The sequence below is a fragment of the Hamadaea sp. NPDC050747 genome (assembly GCF_040654195.1).
Classification (GTDB): Bacteria; Actinomycetota; Actinomycetes; order Mycobacteriales; family Micromonosporaceae; genus Hamadaea.
Genome location: NZ_JBFAHM010000025.1, coordinates 49929 through 68415, shown reverse-complemented (window position 1 = coordinate 68415; position 18487 = coordinate 49929). Strand labels below are relative to the sequence as shown.

At 69.9% G+C, this 18487-nt stretch carries 16 protein-coding genes; 4 read left to right on the top strand and 12 right to left on the bottom strand.

The genetic code is table 11. The features are described 5' to 3' along the window. Positions 1 to 35: 35 nt before the first annotated feature. The gene (locus AB0H43_RS38015; protein ID WP_360008273.1) at positions 36 to 1139 is read left to right on the top strand and encodes a PQQ-dependent sugar dehydrogenase; all 1104 of its coding nucleotides are present in this window, start codon (positions 36 to 38) and stop codon (positions 1137 to 1139) included. Next, complete coding sequence (locus AB0H43_RS38010; RefSeq protein WP_360008270.1) at positions 1139 to 2653, top strand: metallophosphoesterase; 1515 nt, start codon at positions 1139 to 1141, stop codon at positions 2651 to 2653. The genes AB0H43_RS38015 and AB0H43_RS38010 overlap by 1 nt, the downstream gene beginning before the upstream one ends. Before the next feature lie 114 nt (positions 2654 to 2767). On the opposite strand, the gene gatB is transcribed toward AB0H43_RS38010, so the two are convergent. Further along, positions 2768 to 4261 carry an Asp-tRNA(Asn)/Glu-tRNA(Gln) amidotransferase subunit GatB gene (gene gatB / locus AB0H43_RS38005; protein WP_360008268.1) on the bottom strand — a complete coding sequence of 498 codons (1494 nt, stop codon included), beginning with the start codon at positions 4259 to 4261 and terminating at the stop codon, positions 2768 to 2770. A 143-nt stretch (positions 4262 to 4404) separates the two neighbouring features. Between gatB and era the strand changes: the two genes are divergently transcribed. Further along, positions 4405 to 5292: a GTPase Era gene (era, locus tag AB0H43_RS38000; protein ID WP_360008266.1), complete on the top strand. Its 888-nt coding sequence runs from the start codon at positions 4405 to 4407 to the stop codon at positions 5290 to 5292. A gap of 124 nt (positions 5293 to 5416) precedes the next feature. Next, positions 5417 to 8716 carry a S8 family serine peptidase gene (locus AB0H43_RS37995; RefSeq protein ID WP_360008263.1) on the top strand — a complete coding sequence of 1100 codons (3300 nt, stop codon included), beginning with the start codon at positions 5417 to 5419 and terminating at the stop codon, positions 8714 to 8716. 6 nt (positions 8717 to 8722) lie between these two features. On the opposite strand, the gene AB0H43_RS37990 is transcribed toward AB0H43_RS37995, so the two are convergent. From AB0H43_RS37990 to AB0H43_RS37940, 11 genes are read right to left on the bottom strand one after another with little or no spacing between them, the layout of a single operon-like run. After that, positions 8723 to 9202 (bottom strand): GNAT family N-acetyltransferase, encoded by a 480-nt coding sequence (locus AB0H43_RS37990; protein ID WP_360008260.1) that lies wholly within the window; start codon positions 9200 to 9202, stop codon positions 8723 to 8725. 1 nt (position 9203) lies between these two features. Further along, a complete protein-coding gene (locus AB0H43_RS37985; protein WP_360008257.1) occupies positions 9204 to 9377 on the bottom strand; it encodes a Trm112 family protein in 174 nt (57 codons plus the stop codon). A 25-nt stretch (positions 9378 to 9402) separates the two neighbouring features. Continuing rightward, positions 9403 to 10344, bottom strand: a complete 942-nt coding sequence (locus AB0H43_RS37980) for an aldo/keto reductase (RefSeq protein ID WP_360008255.1) — start codon at positions 10342 to 10344, stop codon at positions 9403 to 9405. Further along, positions 10341 to 11255 carry a Gfo/Idh/MocA family oxidoreductase gene (locus AB0H43_RS37975; RefSeq protein ID WP_360008252.1) on the bottom strand — a complete coding sequence of 305 codons (915 nt, stop codon included), beginning with the start codon at positions 11253 to 11255 and terminating at the stop codon, positions 10341 to 10343. The genes AB0H43_RS37980 and AB0H43_RS37975 overlap by 4 nt, the downstream gene beginning before the upstream one ends. After that, positions 11252 to 12331, bottom strand: a complete 1080-nt coding sequence (locus tag AB0H43_RS37970; protein ID WP_360008249.1) for an Ldh family oxidoreductase — start codon at positions 12329 to 12331, stop codon at positions 11252 to 11254. Before AB0H43_RS37970 ends, AB0H43_RS37975 begins: the two co-directional genes overlap by 4 nt. Beyond that, the gene (locus tag AB0H43_RS37965; RefSeq protein ID WP_360008247.1) at positions 12331 to 13635 is read right to left on the bottom strand and encodes a M20/M25/M40 family metallo-hydrolase; all 1305 of its coding nucleotides are present in this window, start codon (positions 13633 to 13635) and stop codon (positions 12331 to 12333) included. Before AB0H43_RS37965 ends, AB0H43_RS37970 begins: the two co-directional genes overlap by 1 nt. After that, positions 13632 to 14480, bottom strand: a complete 849-nt coding sequence (locus AB0H43_RS37960) for a sugar phosphate isomerase/epimerase family protein (protein ID WP_360008245.1) — start codon at positions 14478 to 14480, stop codon at positions 13632 to 13634. The genes AB0H43_RS37965 and AB0H43_RS37960 overlap by 4 nt, the downstream gene beginning before the upstream one ends. Then, positions 14480 to 15055 (bottom strand): DegT/DnrJ/EryC1/StrS family aminotransferase, encoded by a 576-nt coding sequence (locus tag AB0H43_RS37955; protein ID WP_360008242.1) that lies wholly within the window; start codon positions 15053 to 15055, stop codon positions 14480 to 14482. The genes AB0H43_RS37960 and AB0H43_RS37955 overlap by 1 nt, the downstream gene beginning before the upstream one ends. Continuing rightward, on the bottom strand, positions 15048 to 16136 hold the full coding sequence (locus AB0H43_RS37950; protein WP_360008239.1) for a DegT/DnrJ/EryC1/StrS family aminotransferase: 1089 nt from the start codon (positions 16134 to 16136) through the stop codon (positions 15048 to 15050). The genes AB0H43_RS37955 and AB0H43_RS37950 overlap by 8 nt, the downstream gene beginning before the upstream one ends. Continuing rightward, the gene (locus tag AB0H43_RS37945) at positions 16133 to 17155 is read right to left on the bottom strand and encodes a Gfo/Idh/MocA family oxidoreductase (protein ID WP_360008236.1); all 1023 of its coding nucleotides are present in this window, start codon (positions 17153 to 17155) and stop codon (positions 16133 to 16135) included. The genes AB0H43_RS37950 and AB0H43_RS37945 overlap by 4 nt, the downstream gene beginning before the upstream one ends. Further along, entirely contained in the window at positions 17152 to 18462 is a 1311-nt protein-coding gene (locus AB0H43_RS37940; protein ID WP_360008233.1) for an MFS transporter, read from the bottom strand. The genes AB0H43_RS37945 and AB0H43_RS37940 overlap by 4 nt, the downstream gene beginning before the upstream one ends. Positions 18463 to 18487 lie beyond the last annotated feature (25 nt).

Sequence of the window (18487 nt, the reverse complement as noted above, 5' to 3'; positions counted from 1 at the left end):
CGACACCCAGCACGCGCGTGCGTAGGGTTGGTGCCATGCGCCGTGCCCTCGCTTTGGCGATCGCGACCGTGACCGTGGGAGCCGGCCTGGCCGGCTGCTCCGATGACCGCAGCCCGGACTCCGTGGCGGCGTCCGCGCCGACGATGCCGGGCAGCCCTGAGAGCACGCGGCCGCCGAGCGTGGTGGGCACGAGCGTGCTGGCGGAGAAGCTGGAGGTGCCGTGGGGCGTGGCGTTCCTGCCGGACGGCTCCGCGCTCGTCACCGAACGCGACAGCGGTCGGGTGCTCGCCGTCACGGCCGACGGCGCGCAGCGGGAGGTCGGCAAGATCGCGGACGCGGACTCGAACGGCGAGGGCGGCCTGATGGGCATCGCGGCGTCGCCGCAGTACGCCCAGGACCAGACGTTGTTCCTCTACTACACGACCAAGCAGGACAATCGGATCGTCCGCTGGAAGATCGGCGGCCAGCCCCAGCCGATCGTCACCGGCATCCCGATCTCGGGCATCCACAACGGCGGGCGGCTCGCCTTCGGGCCCGACGGTTTCCTGTACGCCGGCACCGGCGACGCCTCGCATCGGGGCAACTCCCAGGATCTCAAGAGCCTCGGCGGCAAGATCCTCCGGATGACCACCGACGGCAAGCCCGCGCCCGGCAATCCCTTCGGCGACTCGCTGGTCTGGTCCTACGGACACCGCAACGTGCAGGGCTTCGCCTGGGACTCGGGCGGGCACATGTGGGCGACCGAGTTCGGCCAGAACGACTGGGACGAGATCAACCGCATCGAGCCGGGCAAGAACTACGGCTGGCCGGAGGTCGAGGGCGCCGCCCACGACGCGCGATTCGTCGACCCGGTCGTCGCCTGGGAGCCGGACGAGGCGTCCTGTTCCGGCGCGACGATCAGCCAGGATCGGCTGATCGCGGCGTGCCTGCGGGGACGGCGCTTGTGGGTGCTGCCGGTGAACGGTTCGGCCGGGACGCTGGCCGGGCCGCCGGTCGCGGCGCTGCTGGACCAGTACGGCCGGTTGCGTCACGCCGCGGCCGCCCCGGACGGATCTATCTGGGTTCTGACCAGCAATAGGGACGGACGCGGCCAGCCCGAGAGTAGCGATGACCGGATTCTTCGGGTAAGTCTTGGTTGATGGGGCCACGACGGGTTAGGACGATCATCGACGCCAAGGGGCTGCGCGCTGCCGTGCGCGTCCTGGGTGTCCTCATCGTCACCGTCGCCGGCGTCTGGCTGGGCGTCGCCCTCGGGGCGCACACCGCCACCCCGGTGGGCCCGTTCCAGGCCACGTTGTCGATCGAGCCCACGTTGTACGGGGACAGCGAGGTCGACATCCCTCCGCTCGGATCGCTCAGCTTCGACACCCACGACGGGCCGGCTCACGTCTCGGTCAAGATGGAGTCGCTGGACCGCGGGCGGACCGAGCAGCTCATCACGGATCGCACCGCGATCACCCGGGCCAGTGAGCACGCCGTGGACGACGTGCTCAGCGGTCTCGTCCGGCTCGTGCTGCGTACGCTGTCGGTCTCGGTCCTCGCCTCCATGGCGCTCGCCGCGCTGGTCTTCCGGCGGATGAGCCGGGTGGCGTTGTGCGGTGGGCTGGCCTTGGTGATCACCGGGGGATCTCTGGGGTTCGCGCTGGCCACCTTCCGGGCCGACGCCCTGTCCGAGCCGCGCTATGACGGGTTGCTCGCCAACGCTCCGGCCGTCGTGGGCGACGCGCGGAAGATCGCGCAGAACTACACCGCGTACGCCGATCAGCTGCAGAAACTGGTCAACAACGTCTCGACGCTCTACAGCACACTGTCGTCGCTGCCCACCTACGATCCCGCGCCCGGGACGGTCCGCGTACTGCACATCTCGGACATGCACCTGAACCCGGCGGCGTGGACCGTCGTCCGATCCGTCGTGGAGCAGTTCAAGATCGACGTCGTGGTCGACACCGGCGACATCAACGACTGGGGCAGCGAGATGGAAGGCTCGTACGCCGACTCGATCGCACTGCTCAAGGTGCCCTACATCTACATCCGGGGCAACCACGACTCGGCGCGGACCTCGGCGGAGGTCGCCCAGCAGCCGAACGCGATCGTCCTGGAGAACGGGATCACCACCGTCAAGGGCCTCACCTTCGCCGGCATCGGCGATCCCCGGTTCACCCCGGACAAGGAGAACCGCCCCGACGACTCGCTGCGCACCGACAAGACCGTGGAACTGGTCCGCTCGACCGGGACCAAGCTCGCCCGCACCATCGACGCGCAGGACGGCAAGGTCGACGTGGCGCTGATCCACGATCCGGTCGCGGCGGGCCCCATCGCGGGGCACTGCCCGATCATCCTCGCCGGGCACACCCACGCCCGCTCGGTCTCGACCATGCCCGCCGAGCCGGGCTCCGGCGCCACGGCCGACTCCAGCCTGCTCATGATCCAGGGCTCCACCGGCGGCGCGGGCCTCCGCGGACTCGAATCCGGTACGCCGTTGCCGCTGGCCATGTCCGTGCTGTACTTCTCCGCACCGGACGGCAACGGCGGCGTGGAGCTTCAGGCGTACGACGACATCCATGTGGGCGGAACAGGGTTGGCGCAGGTCTCCCTGACCCGAAAGGTCGCACCTTTCGATTCGGTCGCCCCGACGCCGACCCCGACCGGCTGAGCCGTACCTTTCGACGCTGGATCAGGGTTCGTGGTGGAATCTTGGCCCAAGATTCCACCCGGATCCGTGATCCAGCGACAGCGCGTCCGCCAGCCAGCGCGCTTCGCGCGAAGCTCAGCTGAGGCGGCTGAGGACCAGCTCGCGGACGGTCTTCGCGTCCGCCTGCCCCCTGGTCGCCTTCATCACCGCGCCGATGAGCACACCGGCCGCCGCGACGTTGCCGCCACGGATCTTGTCCGCGACCTCGGGGTTGGCCGCGATCGCCTCGTCGACGGCGAGGGTCAGCGCACCCGAGTCGGAGACGACCTCGATGCCCCGGGCCTGCATGATCTGCTCCGGGTCGCCCTCGCCGGCGACGACGCCTTCGAGCACCTGACGGGCCAGCTTGTCGGTCAGCTTGCCGTCGTCGACGAGCTTCTGCAGCTGGGCGACCTGCTGCGGGGTGGCGCCGATGGCGGCCAGCTCGACGCCGGTCTCGTTCGCCTTGCGCGACAGCTCGCCGAGCCACCACTTACGGGCGGCCTCGGCCGTGGTGCCCGCCGCGATGGTGGCCTCGATCAGCTCGACCGCGCCGGCGTTCACGACCGACTGCATGTCCAGGTCGGACAGGCCCCACTCGCTCTGGAGCCGCTGGCGGTGCACTCGGGGCAGCTCCGGCAGGGCCGCCTGCAACTCGCGTACCCAGGCCGTGTCCGGCGCGAGCGGCACGAGGTCCGGCTCCGGGAAGTACCGGTAGTCGGTCGCCTCCTCCTTGGAGCGGCCCGAGGTGGTCTCGCCGGTGTCCTCGTGGAAGTGGCGGGTCTCCTGGGTGATCTTGCCGCCCGTGCTGAGCACGGCCGCCTGGCGGATCATCTCCGACCGCACCGCGCGCTCCACGCTGCGCAGGCTGTTCACGTTCTTCGTCTCGGTACGCGTGCCCCACTCCTCGCCCGGCCGGTTGAGGGAGGTGTTCACGTCGCAGCGGAGCGAACCCTGCTCCATGCGTACGTCGGAGACGCCGAGCGAACGGATGACGTCCCGGAGTTCGCTGACGTACGCCCGCGCGACGATCGGCGCCTTGGCTCCGATGCCCGGGACCGGCTTCGTCACGATCTCCACCAGCGGGATGCCGGCCCGGTTGTAGTCCACCAGCGACTCCGACGCGCCGTGAATCCGGCCGGTCGCCCCGCCGACGTGCAGCGTCTTGCCGGTGTCCTCCTCGAGGTGCACCCGCTCGATGCCGATCCGCACCATCTCGCCGTCGACCTCGACGTCGAGCCAGCCGTCGGTGCACAGCGGCTCGTCGTACTGGCTGATCTGGTAGTTCTTCGGCATGTCCGGGTAGAAGTAGTTCTTGCGCGCGAACCGGCACCACTCGGCGATCGAGCAGTTGAGCGCCAGTCCGATCCGGATCGTCGCCTCGATCGCGGCCTTGTTCGCCACCGGCAGGCTGCCGGGCAGGCCCAGGCAGACGGGGCAGACCTGGGTGTTGGGCGCGGCGCCGAAGGCGGTCGGGCAGCCGCAGAACATCTTGGTCCGGGTGCCCAGCTCGACGTGCGTCTCCAGCCCGATGACCGGCTCGAACGTCGCGGTCACTTCGTCGTACGCGGGCGGCGCAACCGTGGTCATGGCAGGGCTCCTCGATAAGTGACATCGGCGGGCTACGAAACGCGGCAAACTACCCGACCAGGGTAGTCGGCCGACCCCCGCGCCCCGCGACCGGGTTTCCGCCCGCCTCATGGGCGATCCGGCCCGACCGGTAGCGTAGTCGTGTGGCTGATGATCAGTTCCGTGCCGGTTTCGCCTGTTTCGTCGGGCGACCGAACGCCGGCAAGTCGACCCTGACCAACGCGATCATCGGGCAGAAGATCGCGATCACGTCGAACAAGCCACAGACCACCCGGCATGTCATCCGGGCCGTGCTGCACCGGCCGGACGCCCAGCTCGTGCTGGTCGACACCCCCGGGCTGCACCGGCCGCGGACGCTGCTCGGCGAGCGCCTCAACGACCTGGTCCGGACGACCTGGTCGGAGGTGGACGTGATCGGCCTCTGCATCCCGGCCGACGAGCCGGTCGGCAAGGGCGACAAGTTCATCGCCACCGAGATCGCCGAGCTGAAGGCCAAGGTCGTCGCCGTCGTCACCAAGACCGACCTGGTGAGCAAGCAGGCCCTGGCCGAGCAGCTGCTCGCGGTCAGCCAGCTCGGCGACTTCGCCGACGTCGTCCCGGTCAGCGCGGTCGCCGGCGACCAGCTCGACGTCCTCGTCGACGTCATGGTCGGGCACCTGCCGAAGTCGCCCCGGCTCTACCCGGACGACATGCTCACCGACGAGCCGGAGCACGTGCTCATCGCCGAGATGATCCGGGAGGCGGCGCTGGAAGGCGTACGCGACGAGCTGCCGCACTCGATCGCGGTGCTGGTCGAGGAGATCCTGCCGGAGGAGCGGCTGACCCGGGTCTTCGCCGACGTCTACGTGGAGCGGCCCAGCCAGAAGGCGATCGTCATCGGCGCGGGCGGCTCCCGGTTGAAGAACATCGGCGCGACCGCCCGGGCCGAGATCGAGGACCTGCTCGGCACGAAGGTCTACCTCGACTTGCACGTACGCGTCGCCAAGGAGTGGCAGCGCGACCCGAAGCTGTTGCGCCGCCTCGGCTTCTAGCCCCGTCCGAGCCGCCGGAAAATCCTCCCCGCGATCGGTGCACCCGTCCAGGGGTGCTCGGTCGTCTTATGTGGAGGAGGCATCCACTCATTCAAGGATGTCTCGTCCACAGTTAGGGGAGGTCATGCTACGCATCCAACGGGGAGGCGGTCGCCTGGCGGCGGCCGCTTTGGCTGTGCTGGTGCTGGGCGGCGGCAGCGTCGTCGCCCAGCCCGGCTTCGCGAGCAGCACCGTTTCGCACACCGCGACCCAGCCCGGCCGGGACGCGACCACACGACTGGTCACCTTGATCACCGGGGACGTCGTCCAGATCACCGGCACGAACGTGGCCGTCCTCCGGGGCGCCGGCCGGGAACGCGTCACCTTCACGATGTCGCGGCACGGCGACCACGTCACCGTGATTCCGTCCGACGCGCGACCGCTGCTTCAGGCGGGCCGGTTGGACGCCCGGCTGTTCGACGTGACGTCGTTGATCGACTTCGGCTACGACCAACGGCGTCCTGATCTGCCGTTGATCATGACGGGGCCGGGCACTCCGCCCGCCGACGCCGGACTGAAGCTCGGCAAACCGCTCACGTCGATCAAGGGCCGGGCGGCGAAGGCCGACAAGAAGCAGCTGGGCGTGTTGTGGCAGGGTCTGACGGGGCACGACCGGCGTACGGCGGCCAGGCCGCTCGCCGGGGCTAAGGTCTGGCTGGACGGCGTACGCCGCCCGACCCTCGATGTCAGCGTGCCGCTGATCGGCGCGCCGACGGCCTGGCAGTCGGGCTGGACCGGTCAGGGAGTCACGGTGGCCGTGCTGGACACCGGGATCGATTTGACCCACCCGGATCTGGCGGGCAAGGTCGTCTCGTCGGTGAACTTCGCGGCGGAGTACCCGGACGAGGACGACCGTGACCACGTCGGCCACGGCACCCACGTCGCCTCCACGATCGCGGGCAGCGGCGCGGCGTCGGGCGGGCGGTACAAAGGCGTGGCTCCCGACGCGAAGCTGCTCAACGGCAAGGTGTGCGTCAAGTTCGGCTGTGCCGAGTCGTGGATCCTGGCCGGGATGCAGTGGGCGGCCGAGCAGGGCGCGGACGTCGTGAACCTGAGCCTCGGCGGCACCGACACGCCGGACGTCGACCCCCTGGAGCAGGCGGTCAACGACCTGACCGCACAGTACGGGACGCTGTTCGTCATCGCGGCCGGCAACGAGGGCGAGTTCGGCGACCGGACGGTGGGCTCGCCGGCCAGTGCGGACGCCGCGCTCGCCGTCGCCGCCACGTCGAAGACCGACGAGCTGGCGCCCTTCTCCAGCCGGGGACCCCGGGTCGGCGATGGGGCGGTGAAGCCCGAGATCTCCGCGCCCGGCGTCGACATCGTGGCCGCCTGCAGCTCGGTGGGCCTCCTCTGCACACCCGGCGACCCGTACGCGACGCTGTCGGGCACCTCGATGGCGACGCCGCACACGGCCGGAGCCGCGGCTCTGCTGGTGCAACAGCATCCGCAATGGACACCGGCGCAGCTGAAGGCGACCCTGATGGCCTCGGCGAAGCCGCTCGACGGCGTCGGCGCGTACGGGCAGGGCGCGGGCCGGGTCGACCTGGCTCGGGCGATCGGGCAGACGATCACCGTCACGGAACCGTCGGTCAGCTTCGGCACCGCGGTATGGCCCCACGGCGACGACACCCCGATCACCAAGACGGTCGGCTACCACAACAGCGGGGCAGCCGATGTCACGCTCCAGCTCGCCGTCCGGGGAACCGGTCTGGCGATGTTCTCGCTGAGCGCGACCAGTGTGACCGTCCCCGCGGGCGGTACAGCGACGGTGACGTTCACGGCCGACACTCGGGCGGACGTGCCCGACGGCCGGTACTCCGGCCAGCTCGTCGGCACCGCTGACGGCGTCTCCGTCAGCGTCCCGTTCGGCGTCGAGCGGGAGGCCGAGAGCTACACCCTCACCCTCGACACCATCGGCCGTGACGGCGTACCGAGTGGACAGCACGTCACCGACCTCGTGAGCGAGAACGGCGCGCACTTCACCGTCGGCTCCGACGTCACCTCGCTCCGTGTGCCGGCCGGACGCTATTTCGTGACGAGCACCATCTGGGCCGAGGACGGCGCTACGACCACCCTGGTCGACGCCAAGCTCGTGCTCGATCGGGACAAGACGGAGACGCTGGACGCCCGGATCGGCCAGCCGATCAAGATCACCTCGGCGGGCGGCACCGTCGACGACGGCGAGCTCACGACGAACGTCTCCTTCTTACCATCGGGGAACTTCGGGTACTCGTTCGCGGCCGGCGGTTATCTTTCGTCCGGCTATTACACCGGCCAGGTGACCGATACGCCGGTGACCGACGTTTACACCAACGTCAGCGCTCTGCTCTGGCGGAACGGGCCGGAGGGCGACGTCGCCGACGCGCCCGCCCTGCACCACGGCGCCTGGCGAGTCGACGGCGGTTTCCCGACGGGCTTGACCCGGCAGATCGGGTCAGCCGGCCTGGCGACGGAGAAGGTCGTCTACCGGCGGCACATGCCGGACGCCATCGGGTACGCGTACACGTTCGCGCTGCCCACAAAAGACGACGGCGCGTGGGCCTCGGGCGTGCCGTCGCATCTTCCCCTGCACCGCACCGTCTACTACGACACCGCCGCGTACTACCAGTCCGGCCTCGACGAAGTGGTCGAGGCCCAAGGCGGACTCACCTTCGACGCGAGCCTGATCGGGGCGGTGAAGCACTACCCCGCCGGGCAGGCACCGGCAACGACGTGGAACGGCGCGCCCTACGGCCCGTCGTTCGCGAATCCGCCCAGCCTCGTCGGCCCCGTCAGCCGGCGCGGTGACGAACTGTTCATCGACGTCCCGGTCGTCAGCGACGCCGCCGGGCACGCCGGCTACGGCATGTACAGCTCCGCGTCGATCCGGCTCTACCGCGACGGCCGGCTCATCGCGGAGCAGCCGGACACCTCGCTCCGCGTGGCGGTGCCGGCGGATGCCGCCGAGTACCGGCTGGAGGTCCGGACGACCCGCGACGCGCGGCTCGGCACGGCCGTCGCGGGCACCTGGACGTTCCGGTCCGGGCACACCGATCCCGACGGGCCGGACTACGGCTTCGTCCGCGTGCCGGTAACGAGCGTCGGCTTCGCTCCGGACCTCAGCGAGGACAACTACGCCGCTCCGGCGCCGATCGCCATGGTCCCGATCGTCGTCGGCACGCAGCCGGGCATCGTCACGGCTCCACTCACCCGGCTCGACGTGCAGGTCTCGACCGACGACGGCGCGCGGTGGACGACAGTCCATGTCGTACGCACAGCGCACGGGTGGTACGCCTTCCTGCCGCAGAAGGCGGGCACCTTCATCTCCCTGAAGGTACGCGGCATCGACACCGGCGGTCACACCGTCGACGAGACGCTCATTCGGGCGTACCAGGTGAGGTGACGAGCCTCAGGTCACAACGGGGTCGTGGGCGCGATCGCCCACGGCCCCGAGCCGAGGATCCGTCGTACGCCGCATCAGCCGCGATCCGCCGACCTCGTCGGTGAAACCCCACCGGCGATAGAAGCCGACGAGGTCCGGCCGGCAGACGAGTTCGAGACTGCGAACGGCCGACAGCTCGGGGCGGGCGACGACCTCGCCCAGCAGCCGATCGCCGAGCCCCTGTCCCCGGACGTCCCCGGCGACGACCACGTCGAAGATCAGCGCCACGTAGGCCCAGTCGGTCAGGACGCGGCAGAATCCGACAAGGCGATCGTCGGCCCGACGGACGAGACCTACGACAAGATCCGATCCCCGGACGAGCCCGGCGATCTCCGTCTCGGTACGGTCACCGGCCCACCAGGTCTCGGCGTAGAGCGCCGCCAGTTGCGGTATGCGACGCTCGTCCAGATCGGTGACGACGACGATGTCGTCCGGGGCGGCGCCCATGTCAACACGGTCCGGCGGATGGGTCCGGCAGGAGCACGGGAATGCCGTCCCGCACTTCGTAGACTGTGGCGCACCTGGTGCAGACGAGCTCCTCGGCGACGCCGTCGTAGTCCAAGGACGCGTGGTCGGCCGGGCAGGCCAGGATGCCGATGATGCCGTCGTCGAGTCGGGACATGACCTCGTTTCCTCTCCGTCAGGGGTCACCCGGCGTCGCCGGGAATGATCGCATCGCCAGGCAGTACGCCGTCGGCCACCAGGTCCGCCCAGAAGGCGGCCGGGATCGGCGTCGTCGCGACCGCCACGTTCCGGGCGAGGTGCCGTGGTTCGGTCGTGCCGATCAGGACACTGGAGACCGCCGGATGCGCGAGCGCGAACTGGAGCGCGGCCGCGGCCAGAACGACCCCGTGCCGGTCGCATGACCGCTGCGCGCGGCGTACACGGTCCAGCACGTCTGCCGGGACGTGCTGGTCATAGTGAAAACGCGCCCCCGGCCGGTCGCCAGTCGCCAGGATTCCGCTGTTGAAGACACTGCCCAGGATCACGCCGGTACCTCGTTCCCGGCACAGTGGCAGCAGGCCCCCGGCCGCGGTCTGATCCAACAGCGTGTATCGAGCCGAGAGCAGTACGCAGTCCACCCCGAGGTCGGCCACGGCGTGTTCGAGCGTCGGCACGTCTCCGATGCCTACGCCGACCGCGCCAATCAGACCCTCCGCCTGCAGGTCTTGCAGCGCCTGGATGTTGGCCGCGAGCTCCGGGGTCGGCAGGCCGTAGGGGTCGTGAAGCAGCACGATCTCCAGGTGCGTGCGGCCCAGCCGGGACATCGACGCCTCGACGCCGGCCCGAACCGCTCCTGGGCCGGCGGTGTGCGGCACGACTTTGGTGCTGATGACGACGCTCCCCCAGCCGGACTTGGCGAAATAGCCGCCGATATCCGATTCTGCCCGGCCCCCGGCGTATCGCGCCGCCGTGTCGACCAGGCCGATTCCCGTTTCGAGCGCGGTGTCAAGTACCTCGTACACCCGCTCCACGGGAACATCACCGAACCGCCCGCTCAGCGGAGCCCCGCCCAGACCCAGTTCGGTGACCTTGATGCCGGTACGCCCGAGCGGTCTGCATGCGAGTCCGCGTCGGTCCGCGTTCACCGCTCGCTCCGCCCGGCCAGCCGATACGCGTCTTCGATCAGCGAGACGACTGCCGGGCCGTCGTCCGGGACGGCGACCTGGTCGGCCCGGTCGGCGAAGTCCGCCATGATCGCCGCGTACTCGTGGGCCAGCGAGCCCTTGAGACCGTCGAAGCCGGCCAGCATGTCGGCGACCAGGCGACGACCGTCCGCCGTCTCCACGGTCACGTCCTTAACCTGGCCCCGGTACGCCCAGTCCAGATCGACCTCGACCGGGATGCCGTCCGCGGTCGCCAACTCGATCAAAGCCCGATATTCGACTCCGTCGCGTTCGGCCGCGATCGTTCCGCCGGTGACCGTCAACTCGCCGAGTAGCCGCCGGACCACGTCCACCGCGTTGGGTCCGTTGTCCATCAGGCAACCGCCTCCGCACCGCCGCGAGTCGAAGTACCAGGTTTCGCCGCCGGTGTGCTCCGTGATGTCCTCGTAGTACCGGCTCACCACCCGGGTGATCTCAGCCCGCGGCGGCAACGAGTTCGCCAGCTCGACGAGGTGCCGGTTATACCTCCGGTGCGACGCGGTCAGCAGCGTGCGTCCCCGCCGGACGGCTGCCTCCGCCAGCCGGCGCGCTTCATCCGCGTCGGTAGCCAGCGGCTTCTCGCAGCATACGTCCAGTCCACGGTCGAGCGCGGCGCGGACCACCTCGGGGTGCAAGTCGTTGGGGAGCGTCACGACCACGGCCTCCACGAGCTCGGACTCCAGCAGATCCTGGTACGCGCCGAAAGCGGGAACGCCCTGCGCGACGAAGGGTGCGCACCGTTCGGGGTCGCGATCGCACACGGCCGCCAGCCGCCATCGAGGGTTGTCCCGGATCGCGGCGCAGAAATACGGTGAGATGGCGCCGAGGCCGATGACGCCGACAGCACGAGTCATGCGCGTACGCCCCACTCGCTCAGCGGTGGCTGGCCAAGATCGGTCGCGGCCTGGTCCAACGCCGTCAGGACATGATCCGGCAAAGCCACTCCCCCCGCGGCGGATTCGGCGTACGCCCGCGCCTCCGGCAGTCCCGGATATTGCACCGGACCCCAGCCCGGCTGAGCCGGCGAATCGGCGATCGTCTCCAGCAGTGCGTCGGCGGCGCTCGTGAACTCCTTGGAGCCTACGAACGCTTGCGGGTCGATCACCAGGAAGAAGTGGCCGATGTCGTCGTCACTGTCGCCCGCGCTCGGCCCCACGGAACCGCCCGTCAAGGCCCCGGCGAGCATCTCGACGAGAATGCCGAGGCCGAAGCCCTTCGCCGCGCCGGTTTCGAGCCGCCCGCCGAGCCAGGTGAGATCGGCCTCGCCGCGGTAGTAGGCACCGGGATCGAGACAATCGCCGCCGCCGGAATCCTGAAGCCACCCAGCCGGGATGTCCTTTCCACTCAGCTGGGCTGCTCGTAGCTTGCCCGTGGCGACGGTGGTCGTGCTCATGTCGAGCACGAAGGGCGCCTCACCGGCGGTGGGGACAGCCGCGCTCACCGGATTCGTGCCGAGCAGACGGCGGCTGCCCCCGATCGGCGGGGCGATCGCCTGCGCGCCGCAATTCGTCGTCGCCACCCCCAGCAGGCCGGCTTGGGCGGCTCGTGTCGTATAGAAGCCCGCGCTGCCGAAATGCGTACTGTCACGCACCCCGACCGCGCCGATGCCAAATCGGCGGGCCCGCGCGACGGCGAGGTCAACGGCTTCGGTTCCGGCGACCAGACCAAGCCGCCGTCCGGCGTCGACGAGCACGCAAGGACCGGTGTCCCGAACGACCGACGTGACGCCGTCCGGGCGGATCCGGCCGTCGCGCAGTCGCGGCAGGTAGATGCTCGACAGTGTGAAAGTGCCGTGCGTCGTGCACCCTCGCACATCGGAGTAGGTGAGTACGTCGGCGGCCCGATTCGCCTGCCACTCGTCGAGGCCGGCCGCCCGAAGACAGCCGGCGGCGAAGGCGTGCAGGTCGGCCACCGGAACGCGGAAGGTCATCACATCGGTCCTTTCACGGAGGTCCAGTCGGCGAACGCATGGACGAGATCGCGCACGCGGCCGGCGTACGCCTCGAGGTCGCGCAGGTCGATCCACTCGTCGGGGGTGTGCGCGCCGTTGTCGTCGAGCCGCCCGGGCCCGCAGGCCACGACGTACCTGCCGGAGCCACCGGCCCAGACCGCGTCGCAGGTGAACGCCGAACCGTCGGCGATCCCGTCGGCCCAGGGCAGACCGGCGATCGCCAGCACCTCGCGGCCCGCCGCGTCCTCGTTCGCCAGGGGCGGGATGCCCCGCTTCAGCCAGACGAGTCCGACGATCTGGTCCCAGTCCTCGAGGACGCGCCGGACGATCGCCAGATCGCCGTGGTCGTCGCGGAATGCTTCCCGGGCCTGACTGATCAGGCAGACCAGGGCGTCTTCGAGGACGGGAGCGGCCGCCGCGGTGTAGTAGGCGATATTGACCTTGAGCTCGCCGGTGCCGTAGACCCGGTTGTGCTGATGACCGGTGTGCAGACCGGCGATCGTGAGCTTGGCGCCCTGCGCGGACACGATTGGCCCCAGCCTCCGGGCCAGCCACGACGCCATCCAGCCCAGGACGACGGTGGCGTTATGCCCGTCCGTTGGGTGGTCATCGGTCGCGTCGACTCCCGCCACCCGGATCGCCGCCGTCATCGTCGCCGAGCAGGCGTCGAGGCTCCGCATGCCGGTCGGTTCGGCGAAGACCATGAGCCGTCCGACGAATCCGCTGTCGACCAGCCATCGGGTGCCGAAGACGCCCATAGCGCCGCCCTCTTCTCCTGGCACCGAGGCGATCAAGACCCGGGTCGTCCGGGCGATCTCCGGCCGATCTGCGTACGCGGCCGCCACTCCGATGAGCGCCGCCACGCCGGGCCCCTTGTCGTCAGCCGCCCCACGCGCGTGCAGGCGGTCCTGGATCCACTTCGGAGGAATGTGGGGACCGACGGTGTCCGCGTGGAAGTTGAAGATCAAGGTTCGATCGACAGTCGCCGGGTCACCCAAGCCGATGACGACGCTCGGCTGTCGCCGGAGAAACTCTGGATCCGCTTCCGCTGCCGCCAGGACCTGAGCCGGCACCCCGTAGGCCTGGAGCGCGGCGGCCGGCGCGGCCGCGTGCAGCACCACCTGGAAACCCCGCTTGCTGGCCGCGGACTGAAAGAGGTCCTGCGCCCGCTCACATTCGGCCGGATCACCGCCCTCCAACGGACTCACCGACGGCACGGCAACGAAGTCGGTGAGCAGCCGCCGATCGTCGTCGGTGAACGGAATGGGGCGCCCGCCGATCACGAGCCCAGCCCGTCGATCAAGGTCCGCAGGCCGCGTACGCAGGCGGCGAAGGTCCGGCCCCGGACGTCATCGGCCGCCTCGACCCCCGTGTGCGGGATCAGCGCGACATGCGGCTCGAGGCTGAGCCACCCGTCGTATCCCGCGGCGGCGAGCGTCTCGAGCATTTCGGTCAGCCGGGCTGTGCCCTGTCCGGGGGTCACCCAGACCGGTTGCTCGTTGACCAGGACGGCATCCTTGATGTGCACGTGCTCCACCCAGGGCAGGACGGCCTGGAGGAACTCGAAGCCCTCGTATCCGTAGGCCATGCCGTTTCCGGCGTCGAAGATCAACCGCAGTCGCTCGTCTTCGACAGCGCGCAGCAGCGCGAGCGTCGACTCGGCGTCCCGGGACGCCCATCCGTGGCAGTTCTCGTGGAGCAGCGTCACGCCCAGCGACACGGCCTCGCGGACCAGTACGCCCACCCGCCGGATGGACTCCCGACCCCACTCCGGTTCGGGCCGCCCATCCGAGGGATAGGACATGATGCGCAGCCGGGAACACCCCACTCGCCGGGCGACCGCCGCGTATGCCCGCAGCAGATCGACCTCGTCGGACAGCGGAGTGGCCAGTGTGGTGGCCCACCCGCCGATCGGCGTGTCCACGACGGGGACGGTCAGGCGGGCGTCCTCGATCGTGGCGGCCAACCGGCGAACGGCGTCATCGTCCAGTTCGTGGGACAACCGCCCGGCGACCGAACGCAGCTCCAACCCGCGCAATCCCAGCGCGGTGAAGATCGACACCTGCTCGGGAAGGTCTATGGCGGCCTCGTCGCCGATGCCGCACACCCGGTCCATGGAAAGCGTCATCAACGGCCGTCCTCACCTGAGAAGTGCACGCGGAGCAGATACGCCGCGGCGATCTCGTCCATGCGGGCGTTGAATCCGACGAGCTGGTGGAGGAATCGGGTACGCCCGTCCTGCCCGTGATTGCGCAGCCAGCGGACCCGCTCGGCAAGGTCGGCGTCGGAGGTGCGGACGGCGGCGGCCACGGTGACTCCCGCCCACCGCGACGACGGTCCGAGGTCGATGACGACGACGTCAGGCCGCCCAGCCCGGGTGACCAGCAGCTGATCGGGATCGTCCGGATGGTCCGCGATGTGACAGTCGGCCTCCTCGACCGAGACCAGCGCGACGTTCAGCCGCCGCAACACCCCCGCCACAGCCGGACGTACGCCGTTGGCGAGGTGGACCGGGTATGCCGGTCCGACCCCGGCGGCGGTCAGAACGAGCAGTAGACCGGCAGGTACCGAGGCGGTGAGGACCGTGCGCTCGCCAAGCGCCGACTCGAGTTCGGCGCAGTACGCCCGCAGTATGAACTCGCCCGAGTCGGCGATCTCGGCGACGGTGGCGGCGAGCAGGTCACGTCGAAACGTCTCAGGCATCACGGCCTCCGTAGAACTCGCGGATGTGGGCGCAGACCAGGTCGACCTCGGGCTCGGTCAGGTCTGCATGGAGGGGCAGGGCCAGGGCCCGGCCGCTGGCTCGCGCGCTGACCGGGACGGGATGCCGGACGGAGTTCGTGGCGTCGAAGCACGGCTGCTCGGTGAGCGGCCGGGGGTAGTAGACCTCGGTCTCCACGCCTCGCTCAGCGAGGTGACGGACCAAGTCATCGCGTTGATCGCACTCAATTAGGTAGACGTACCAGACCGGGTCGTGATCCGTCGGCGGCCTGGGCGTTCGCACCGGTGACAGGCCGGCCAGCATCGTCGAGTACCGCTCCGCCAGGGCGGCCCGGACGGTGATCTCCTCGTCGAGATGACCGAGCCGGAAGCCCAACACCGCGGCGGCCAGATCGTCGCAGCTGCTGGCCCAGCCGCTGCCGTCGTCACGGGCGAGCCGCCGGACGCGATCGGCGAGCTCAGCGTCGTCGGTGATCACCGCTCCCGCGTCGCCGAAGGCGCCCAGCGTCTTGGTCGGAAAGAACGAGAGCACGCCGACGCGGCCCCACAATCCGGCGTGCCGGCCGCCGAACCGCATACCGATCGCCTCGGCGCTGTCCTCGATCATCATCAGCCGGTGCCGGTCTGCGATCTCACACAACTCCTGCATCCGGGCCATCTGCGAGAACATGTGGGCCGGCATGATCGCCCGGGTCCGCGGTGTGATCGCCGCCTCCACCTGCCGAGGGTCGATGGCGTACGAGTCCGGGTCGACGTCGACTATCACCGGCGTCGCGCCGACGTGCACCACGGTGGAGGCCGTGGCGAAGAAGGTGTACGCGGGAACGATGACCTCGTCGCCCGGTCCCACGCCGGTCGCGCGCAACACGAGCGCCAACGCGTCGGTGGCGCTGCCGACGGCGACGCAGCACGCCGCACCGGTGTACTGCTCCAGACGCCGTTCCAACACGTCGGTCAACGGGCCGTCGACCAGAGCGGACGAATCGAGCTTGGCCAGCGCAGTGTCCAGTTCCGCCCGATACCGCTCCACCGTTCGCGCCACGCTGAAGAAGGGGATCTTCACAGTTCACGCTCCTTGTCCAGAGCCGCCTCGCCCGCACGGACGGCGGCTTCCTCCAGGACCCTCAGGACCTGCATGTGCAGACCGAGTTCCACCGCGGGCACTTCGGCTCCTCCCTTGAACAGCTCGTACGCGTGGTTCATGAAGCTGGTGAGCGGACGGTCGTAGCGATCGGCCGCCCGCGTATAGCCGGACACCTGGATACGGCCGCTGTGACTATCAGCAGACAACGGCAGGTCGACGTTGACCTCGACGCCGTCGCCGACCACACGAAGGCGGCGCTGACGACCGGGAGCGCAGAGATCGCTGAAGATCTCGGTACGCACGCCGCCGGTGTGCAGCAGCTCAAGCCGGGCGCCACCGAGATCCGGGTAGATCCGGCCGTCGATCCGGGCGTCCCAGGTGCGGACCGACTGAACCGCGGCGATGCTGCCGGCCAGGGCGATGGCCAGCATGACCTGGTGCGGGACCTCGACGTGCAGGGCGGAGAGGTGCCCGCGGTCGGTGACGGTCCGCTCGATCCGCATCTTGCTCTGGGTGATATGCATCGACTTGACGGTCAAGCCGATCAGGTGCCGTCGAGCCTCACGAACGAGCGTGCTGTGCGGCCAGACCGCGACCGGGATCACCGTCGCGCCGCCGGCTGCGGCGTGCCGGAGCAGCAGCGCGGCCGCGGCGGCGGTCGGCGCGATCGGCTTCTCCACGATGATGCGCCGGGCGCCACGGTTGACGAGGTCCGCCACGACCGGTTGATGCAGCTGCGGCGGGGTGGCGACGTGGAAGATCGCTCTTCGTGGATCGGCCAGCGACTGCCAGGCCGGCTCCATCGACGGATGGACGACGACTGGACCGCTGTCGCGGACCGGGCGGGGGTCGACCGCGATGACCCGGCGCGGCCGCAGGTGCGCGGCCATCTCCCGCAGGGCGCCGAGGTGAAGGTCGCGACCGCAGCGGCCGAATCCGACGATGACGGTCTCGGCCCCGGGCACGTCGGCCAGCGTGATCCGTTGGAGCTCCATCATCGGCCCCGCGATCCCGACACCGCGGCGACTGGCTCCATCACGTCGCCGGCGCCCATGCGCCGAAACGTCCGGAGTTCGCCGTCCACCAAGGCCACTGCTCCGGGCACCAGGCAACAGACCAGCGCCCAGGCCAACGTCATCGGCACGCCGAGCGAGTCGACGGACCAGCCCGCCATCGCCGACCCGATCGGGAGCGCCGCCAGCGAGAACGCCCAGTCGTAGGAGCTCAGCCGGGCGAGCAGGTGATCGGGTATCCGGTCCTGGAGAGTGGCGGCCCAGACGACGTTGAGGAACGCGGGACCGGCGAAGGCGACGCCGGTGGCCACGACGAGGACTCCGACGCCCGAGTGTGTCGCCAACGCGAGGAACGGCAGGGCCGCCAGCGCCATGGCGAGATTGCCGTGCAGGAGCGGCCGGTCGGTCGCCACGTAGAGCGCCACCGCCGCACCGGTCAGCCCGCCGATCGCGACCGCGATCGACATCAGGCTCCACGTCGTGGATCCGCCGAAACTGCGGACCGCGATGATCGGCCCGATGACGAAGAAGGCCGCGTACGCCAGATTCCAGAGCCAATGCGTGATCAGGTTGATCCAGTACCACCGGCGAACGGCCAGCTCGGACCACCCTTGCACCAGATCGCGCAGCAGCGAACGGGACTGCGACCGGATGATGGTGCCGTTCGGCATACCGGCCAGGGCGAGCGCGCTGGCGCCGAAGAACGCCCCGCCCAGCACATACACAATTTCGGGGTCGAAGGCGGCGATGAGGACGCCGGACACGGCGAAGCCGGCGATCTGTGCCGCGTTGCGCGAGAGGCTGACCAACGCGTTGGCCTCTTGGAGCAGCTCTCTCCCGACCAGTTGCGGCACGACCCCGGTGGCCGCGGGCATGCCTGTGCCGTACGCCAGACCGTAGGCGATCGACCCGAGCACCAGGTGCCAGATGTGCGCGTGCCCAGTGAACAACGCGGCCGACAGTACGATATGGACGATCATCTTGACCGCCTCGGCCAAGAGCATGATCAACCGCCGCGAGGCGATGTCGGCGATCACTCCGGCCAACGGCAGGGCCACCACCCGCGCCACCCCGTACGCGGTCAGCACGAGTCCCAGTGAGAGTGGCGTTCCTCCGGCGGCCAGCACCACGAACGGCAACGCGAGCTGCACCAGCGACTCACCCGTCCCGGACAGGGTCTGGGACAGCCAGAACCTACGGAACGCCCGGCCCCGCAGGGCGTGGGTGCCCGCGCGGGTCCGTGCCAGAAATGCGGCGGCTGCACTGCGGCGTTCGGTGATCGGCCCGGTCATGAAGAGGTCCTCCCGTGTGAAGGTG